The following is a 6947-nucleotide window of genomic DNA, read 5'->3' on the forward strand; positions in this document are numbered from 1 at the left end:
GTAGACTAAGCCAATATCACCACTGAGAAAAAATAAGAGAGTATTATGGAACTTGCACCTGTTCGTCACGATTGGACCCACGCTGAGGTTAAAGCATTATTTGAAATGCCATTTAACGATTTACTTTTTAAAGCAGCATCGGTTCACCGTGCTAACTTCAACCCAAATGAAGTGCAAATTTCTACGTTGTTATCAATTAAAACAGGCGCTTGCCCAGAAGACTGTAAGTACTGCCCGCAGTCTGGCCATTATCGAACCGATTTAGAACGTGAGCGCTTAATAGAAGTAGAAAAAGTAGTAGAGCAAGCGCGCCTTGCAAAACAAAAAGGTGCGACGCGTTTTTGTATGGGGGCTGCATGGTCAGATCCAAAAGACAGAGACATGCCATACATTTCGCAAATGGTTAAAGAAGTAAAAGAGCTAGGGTTAGAAACCTGTATGACGCTGGGTAAACTCACAAACGAAAAAGCTCATGAACTTCGAGACGCTGGGCTTGATTACTACAATCACAACCTTGATACGTCACCTGAGTATTACGAGCAAATTATATCAACCCGTACTTTTCAAGACAGATTAAATACCATTGACCACGTACGCGATGCTGGTATGAAAGTATGCTCAGGCGGAATAGTCGGTATGGGCGAGCAAGCAAGCGACCGTTATGGGTTACTGATGCAGCTAGCTAATTTGCCACAACAGCCAGAAAGCGTGCCTATTAATATGCTCGTTAAAGTTAAAGGCACACCGCTTGAAAACGCAGAAGATTTAGATCACTTTGAATTTGTACGTACCATTGCAACAGCGCGTATTATGATGCCACACAGTTATGTACGTTTATCGGCAGGGCGTAACGCCATGAACGAGCAAATGCAGTCAATGTGCTTTTTTGCAGGCGCTAACTCAATATTTTATGGCGACAAACTTCTTACCACCGAAAACCCAGACGCTGATGCCGATATGAACCTAATTAAAAAATTAGGCATGAACCCAGAAAAGCGTCACGACTATTCAGACGAAGCAGTAGAAGCCTCGCTTTCATCGCAAGTAGCCGACAAAGCAACCTCTGAATTGTTTTACGAAGCGTAGGCTTGTATCAATGCCTTTTGATTTTATAAATACGCATCTGCAGGCTCGCCAGCAAGATGCGTTACTTCGTAATCGCCACGTAGTGCAACATGCAACAGCGCGCACCATAACAGTTAATAACAAAACCTATCTTAATTTTGCCAGTAACGATTACTTAGGTTTTGGAGATGTGGCTGTTAATCTTAATGACTCCCACGCATTAGGCAGTCACAGCTCAGCATTGGTTACGGGTTATCAGGCGCAGCAAAAATCGCTCGAACACTACTTATGTGAGCAATTTGGTTATGGCGCAGGGATGCTGTTTAACTCAGGGTTTAGCGCTAATAGCAGCGTAATTAAAGCGTTGTTTCAAGATAAAGCCGCTGCGCAAAACAGCGCTATTTTTCAAGATAAGTTAAATCATGCAAGTTTGATTGACGGTGCTCTGCATTCTAACGCGGCTTTAGTGCGTTTTAATCACAACGACATGAACCATTTACGTTCACGGCTCGAAAAATCAAAAGCGCAAAACAAGCTAATTATAAGCGAAGGCGTGTTTTCGATGGATGGCGATACCGCGCCTCTTAAAGAATTACTCGCGCTTGTAAAACAGCATAACGCATGGCTAATGATTGACGACGCACACGGCTTTGGTGCATTAGGCAAAACCGGTTTGGGCAGTTGCGAAGCGTTTATTACTCAAACGCTGCCAGATATATTAGTCATTACCTTTGGTAAAACAGTGGCTAGTAGTGGCGCCTGTGTATTAGGCAGTAAACAGTTTATTGATTATATGCTGCAATTTAATCGCGATTACACGTATTCAACCGCTATGTCGCCGCTTATGGCAAGTCACACACTTGCACGTATTAAAAGCATAAAAAAAGCTGATGATAAACGCGATAAGCTAAATGCCAATATTGCGTTATTTAAGCAACTCGCTAAAAGCCATAATATTGCTGTAATGGAGTCAAACACAGCCATACAGCCCATTGTATTAGGCTGCGCTGAGCAAACGTTGCAAGCGGCAGATAAACTTAAACAAGAGGGTATTTGGCTCACTGCAATTAGACCGCCCACAGTTGCACATAACACCTCACGTTTGCGCATTACTTTAACAGCCGCACATACCGAGCAAGACATAACGCACTTAGTTAAGCATTTAGTAGGTGCAATAGCATGACTGCTCAGCCAGTATTAAAAACAGACCTAGTGCAAACACAACTTGTAAAACCGTGCCTAGTGGGTAGCGATTCAAATAGAGAGTTAAACAAGGATTTAAGCGAGGAGCTAAACAAGGAGCTTAAAAAGTCCACCCAAAGTAAATTTTCAAAGGCGGCAGCGCGTTATAACACCCATGCAAATGTACAAAAACACGCAGCGACCGATTTATTTAAACTTATAAAACCAGGCTTTAATAAAAATAAGATATGTCTTGATTTAGGCGCAGGGCCACTTGTTAATACGCATACCTTACAAAGTATGTTTGCAAGCGTTATTGCCATGGATTTGAGCTTAAACATGCTACAAAGTAGTGATTTAACTACATCAAAAATATGCGCCGATATGGATAACTTGCCGCTACAAGCAAACAGTGTTGATGTTATTTACAGTAACTTTGCAGTGCAGTGGTCTGCTAATTTTTCGGCTTTAATACAATCACTTTACAACATATTAAAACCAGGCGGGCGGGCGTACATAAGCACTGTGGTAGAGGGCTCACTTAACGAAATAAAAACAGCCTTTGCAGCGCTTGATTCTAACAGCCACATAAATACTTTTAATAGTGAACAGTATATAAACCAATCAGTCCAAAAAGCAGGGTTTACTATTAACAGCGCTCAAAAACGTATTTACACCGATGAATACACAACACCTTTAAAAGCTATTACCTCAATTAAAGCTATAGGTGCAACTACGCAAAATCATACTAATACGCGCCAAGGGTTACTTACTAAATCGGCGCTACAAAAAGTATGCAGTGCGTATCCGCTTATAAATAACAAAGCATATGTGTCTTATCATGTGGTGCTGTTATCATTACAAAAAAGCGATTAATGCTAAGTTAAAACTTAAACCAAACTTAAATTCAGATCATAAGGCAAAGTAATGAAAGAATTTTTTATAACAGGCACCGACACCGATGCCGGAAAAACCCACGTTACCAGTTTGCTATTAAAGTTACTTGCCCAACACAAAAAACAAGCCATTGGCTTTAAACCCCTTGCTGCTGGCTGCGAAATGGCATTCGATCAACTAGTAAATGCTGATGCTCTAATACTAATGGAAAGCGCAACAGTGAGCGCTAAATACGACGTAGTAAATCCGTTTGCGTTTGCGCCACCTATTGCGCCGCACATAGCCGCTGAGCAAGTTGGGGTTAGTATTACTATTGATAAACTAAGTGATGCTTATAATGATGTAAAACAACAGGGTGCTAATTATATACTTACCGAAGGCGCTGGTGGATGGGCGTTACCTATTAACAATACGGAGTATTTATACGACTGGGTTAAAGCAGAGCAACTGCCGGTAATACTCGTTGTTGGTATGAAGCTAGGTTGCTTAAATCATGCGTTATTAACCGCTGCGCATATGCAAAGTATGGGTATAAACTGCGTTGGCTGGATTGCAAACCAAGTAGATAAAAACATGGACGAGTACCAAGCAAACCTTGATTCACTTAAAGCACGTTTACCGTTTCCAATACTTGCTATAAGCCCATACAGCGAGCAAACTCCTAAGTTACAAATATACAAAAGCTTGCTTAGTGCGTTATCTATAAACACTTAAGTGGTTTTAAAAAAGTTACTTTTTTAGGTAAATCTTGAAATAGTCAGCCTTAGTACACATATAAACGTTTATAAATACATAGCTTGCTTAAAGACAATGTTACTAAGGACATAACGACTATATGACGCACCCATTTATTGAAAGCTACGCCCCAGATGCGCACGTAAGCGCTGAGCCAAAAGCACTAAACTATGGCTTACCTAAAAAACGCGTAGGTATAATAGGTGGAGGCACAGCTGGCGCCACAATAGCCATTAGGCTTGCTGCGTTAGGGTTAGAAACTTATGTACTTGAAAAGAAAAAGTCGTTAATTGATGGCCCTCCAATGTGCCATTTGCATGCAGGTGGCAACTTATACCGTGAAATATCCGATGAAGACTGCATAGATTTACTCAAGCAATGTATAGATATTGCGCGCCTTTATCCTCACACCATCGATGTTCGCCCTACAGTATTTGCAGTGCCTAAGCGCGATGACGACTCACCCGAGGATTTATTTCCGCGTTTAAATAAATTAGTAAAAGCTTACAGCGAGCTTGTTGAGCAAGATAGCGCTAACAAAATATTAGGCGAGCCAGAGCATTATTATCAGTTATATAGTTATGAGCAAATGCTAAAGCTTGCTAAGCAAAAACAAGTAGCAAAGCCCAAGTCGTTAGATGAGTGGATGATACCCGTGGCTAAGCATTTAGATTTAAATAAGCTAAAGTTTCCGCTTATTGTTGCACAAGAATATGGTTGGAATATATTTCGTTTATCGGCCAGTGCACAACTCGCCCTTGCACAGTATAAACACGCTCATGTTTTAACAAGCACCAGTGTTAAAAACGTATCGCCAGTTATAAATACCAATAATGATAAGCAAACACTTAAATGGCGCATTGAATACCATTCAGAGCCAAGCCTTAATGAACAACCTGATACTTCAACCAATACACAAGTCGATACACAAACGATTGAGGTAGATTACCTAATTAATGCGTGTGGTTTTCAAACCGGTATTATTGACGACCTGGTTGGGGTAGATGTAAAACGCATGGTTGAATTTAAAGCCTCTTACATTACTCATTGGCAAGGTGCTGGTGGGCAAATACCCGAAATAATTATTTATGGAAACCGTGGTACGCCAGAGGGCATGGCGCAGTTAACGCCTTATCCAAATGGTTATTTTCAAATACACGGCATGACCAACGACATTACGCTATTTAATGATGGCTTAGCTGATGCAACACCAATGAGTGCTCAACCTAAACTCCCCGATAAATACCTGCACTATATTAAAGATGGGTGGGACAAAACCGCATTGCAAACACGCACCCAAACAGCAATTGATTATGTAGCCGAGTTTGTACCTGCGTTTAAAACTGCTAATACACAAAATAATGCCTTGTTTGGCGGGCAACAAATCCCAGGTGATGACGACACTTTGCGCGTAGCCGATGTCAGTTTATATTCGCATATTAATTATGCGCGGGCCGAAAATGTTAAAGCATCGTCAACGTTAATAGCGGCAGATCAAATAGTGGGTGAGTTTATAAAGTTGGGAATAATAAGCAGCGATCCTGATGTAAATCATCACCGCAGTACCCACCAATGGTCGTACCTTAAACATAATAGCGGCGAAAAAATTGGCGAAGTTGCACGCATATTGGCACACGAGCGTGGTTTTCCAATTGATATGGTAGAGCTAAATCATAGCTTGTAATAAGCTGATTTATAAAGAAACTTCAGTTTTAAATTTGCTGTAAAACTCTTCCTAAAAAAATTATCAATAAACACATAAATAACACTTGTGTTATGACATAGTTTGTCACAAAATAGCGCTAACGTTATGACATAGTGTGTCATAGCGCAGTGATTGCTTTAACCTAATTTAATTTTATGTTCGGTGATCAAACCTATTTTTGTGAGGACAATATGAAACGTGTATTTTTGTTTTTATTAACTAACCTAGCGGTTATGTTGGTATTAGGTGTAGTGCTTTCAATAATCATGAGCGCGCTGGGCTTAAGTCATCGTAGCCTTGGCGGAATTTTACTTATAGCCACCGTATTTGGTTTTGGTGGATCGTTTATTTCGTTATTTATGTCGAAATGGATCGCTAAAAAATCAACAGGCGCGCATGTAATTACGCAGCCTCGAAACGAAACCGAACATTGGCTTGTACAAACGGTATCTGCGCAAGCACAAAAAGCAGGTATTAAAATGCCAGAAGTGGCTATTTACGACAGCCCAGAAATGAACGCATTTGCAACAGGTCCAAGTAAAAACAACTCGTTAGTGGCAGTAAGCACAGGCTTAATGCACAACATGACCAAAGATCAAGCCGAAGCCGTACTTGCTCACGAAGTATCGCATATTGCTAACGGCGACATGGTAACGCTTACGCTAATACAAGGCGTGGTAAACACCTTTGTAATATTTGCCGCAAAAGTACTGGCAGGCATTGTAGATAACTTTATAAATAGCGATGAAGAAGAGGGCGGCAGTAGCTGGACATACTTCTTATTCGATATGTTATTCCAAGTATTATTTGGTGTGCTAGCAAGCATAGTGGTTGCAAGTTACAGTCGTAAACGTGAGTTTGCAGCCGACAGCGGCGCAGCAAAACTAGTTGGTGCTGACAAAATGCGATCAGCCCTTGAGCGATTAAAGCAAAACCATCCTTCGCAATTAGAAGGCTCAATGATGGCCTTTGGTATTGCAAGTGGCAAAGGCATGGCTGAATTGTTTTCATCGCACCCGCCGCTTGATGCACGAATCGACGCACTACGTAAATAATTAGCTAAATAACGTAATTAGCAAACCTATAAGCCAGCTTAATCGCTGGCTTTTTGTTTTATACCAATTCGCTTATATTCATATCATTAAAGCTATAAATTGTATGGTTTAGCTAAGCGGTAACCCCTTTTATTTTTTATTGTATTTACCTTCTGATTTATTATTAGCTTACATAACAAAGCCCACTAAGCACCTCAGTAAAAGTATCAATTTTACTATTAAGCCATTATATCTAATAAAAAATTGAGTGAATTTTAACCTTGATAGTTATTGTAAATTAGACTATAACAATGTTGGTTTTAGGTTAG

6 protein-coding genes are annotated in these 6947 nt (G+C 40.5%); all 6 read left to right on the top strand.

All coding sequences use genetic code 11. The features are described 5' to 3' along the window. The first annotated feature begins 45 nt into the window (after positions 1–45). The 6 genes from bioB (at position 46) to htpX (ending at position 6639) form a co-directional block, all read left to right on the top strand. Positions 46–1086: a biotin synthase BioB gene (gene bioB, locus CXF76_RS14530; RefSeq protein WP_101164022.1), complete on the top strand. Its 1041-nt coding sequence runs from the start codon at positions 46–48 to the stop codon at positions 1084–1086. Positions 1087–1096: 10 nt separating this feature from the next. After that, on the top strand, positions 1097–2248 hold the full coding sequence (locus CXF76_RS14535) for an aminotransferase class I/II-fold pyridoxal phosphate-dependent enzyme (protein ID WP_101164023.1): 1152 nt from the start codon (positions 1097–1099) through the stop codon (positions 2246–2248). Continuing rightward, the gene (locus CXF76_RS14540) at positions 2245–3123 is read left to right on the top strand and encodes a methyltransferase domain-containing protein (protein ID WP_101164024.1); all 879 of its coding nucleotides are present in this window, start codon (positions 2245–2247) and stop codon (positions 3121–3123) included. The genes CXF76_RS14535 and CXF76_RS14540 overlap by 4 nt, the downstream gene beginning before the upstream one ends. Before the next feature lie 51 nt (positions 3124–3174). Next, on the top strand, positions 3175–3858 hold the full coding sequence (bioD, locus tag CXF76_RS14545) for a dethiobiotin synthase (protein ID WP_007586785.1): 684 nt from the start codon (positions 3175–3177) through the stop codon (positions 3856–3858). A gap of 121 nt (positions 3859–3979) precedes the next feature. Beyond that, positions 3980–5563: an FAD-dependent oxidoreductase gene (locus tag CXF76_RS14550; protein ID WP_101164025.1), complete on the top strand. Its 1584-nt coding sequence runs from the start codon at positions 3980–3982 to the stop codon at positions 5561–5563. Between the two features lie 212 nt (positions 5564–5775). Beyond that, positions 5776–6639 (top strand): protease HtpX, encoded by an 864-nt coding sequence (gene htpX / locus CXF76_RS14555; RefSeq protein WP_007586783.1) that lies wholly within the window; start codon positions 5776–5778, stop codon positions 6637–6639. Positions 6640–6947: the final 308 nt, after the last annotated feature.

It is taken from the genome of Pseudoalteromonas sp. 78C3 (genome assembly GCF_002836695.1).
GTDB classification, from domain to species: domain Bacteria; phylum Pseudomonadota; class Gammaproteobacteria; order Enterobacterales; family Alteromonadaceae; genus Pseudoalteromonas; species Pseudoalteromonas arctica.

What these genes read in the sequence shown, in the direction of transcription:
- bioB (WP_101164022.1), top strand. Translation starts at nt 46, where the DNA reads ATGGAACTTGCACCTGTTCGTCACGATTGGACCCACGCTGAGGTTAAA.
- CXF76_RS14535 (WP_101164023.1), top strand. Translation starts at nt 1,097, where the DNA reads ATGCCTTTTGATTTTATAAATACGCATCTGCAGGCTCGCCAGCAAGAT.
- CXF76_RS14540 (WP_101164024.1), top strand. Translation starts at nt 2,245, where the DNA reads ATGACTGCTCAGCCAGTATTAAAAACAGACCTAGTGCAAACACAACTT.
- bioD (WP_007586785.1), top strand. Translation starts at nt 3,175, where the DNA reads ATGAAAGAATTTTTTATAACAGGCACCGACACCGATGCCGGAAAAACC.
- CXF76_RS14550 (WP_101164025.1), top strand. Translation starts at nt 3,980, where the DNA reads ATGACGCACCCATTTATTGAAAGCTACGCCCCAGATGCGCACGTAAGC.
- htpX (WP_007586783.1), top strand. Translation starts at nt 5,776, where the DNA reads ATGAAACGTGTATTTTTGTTTTTATTAACTAACCTAGCGGTTATGTTG.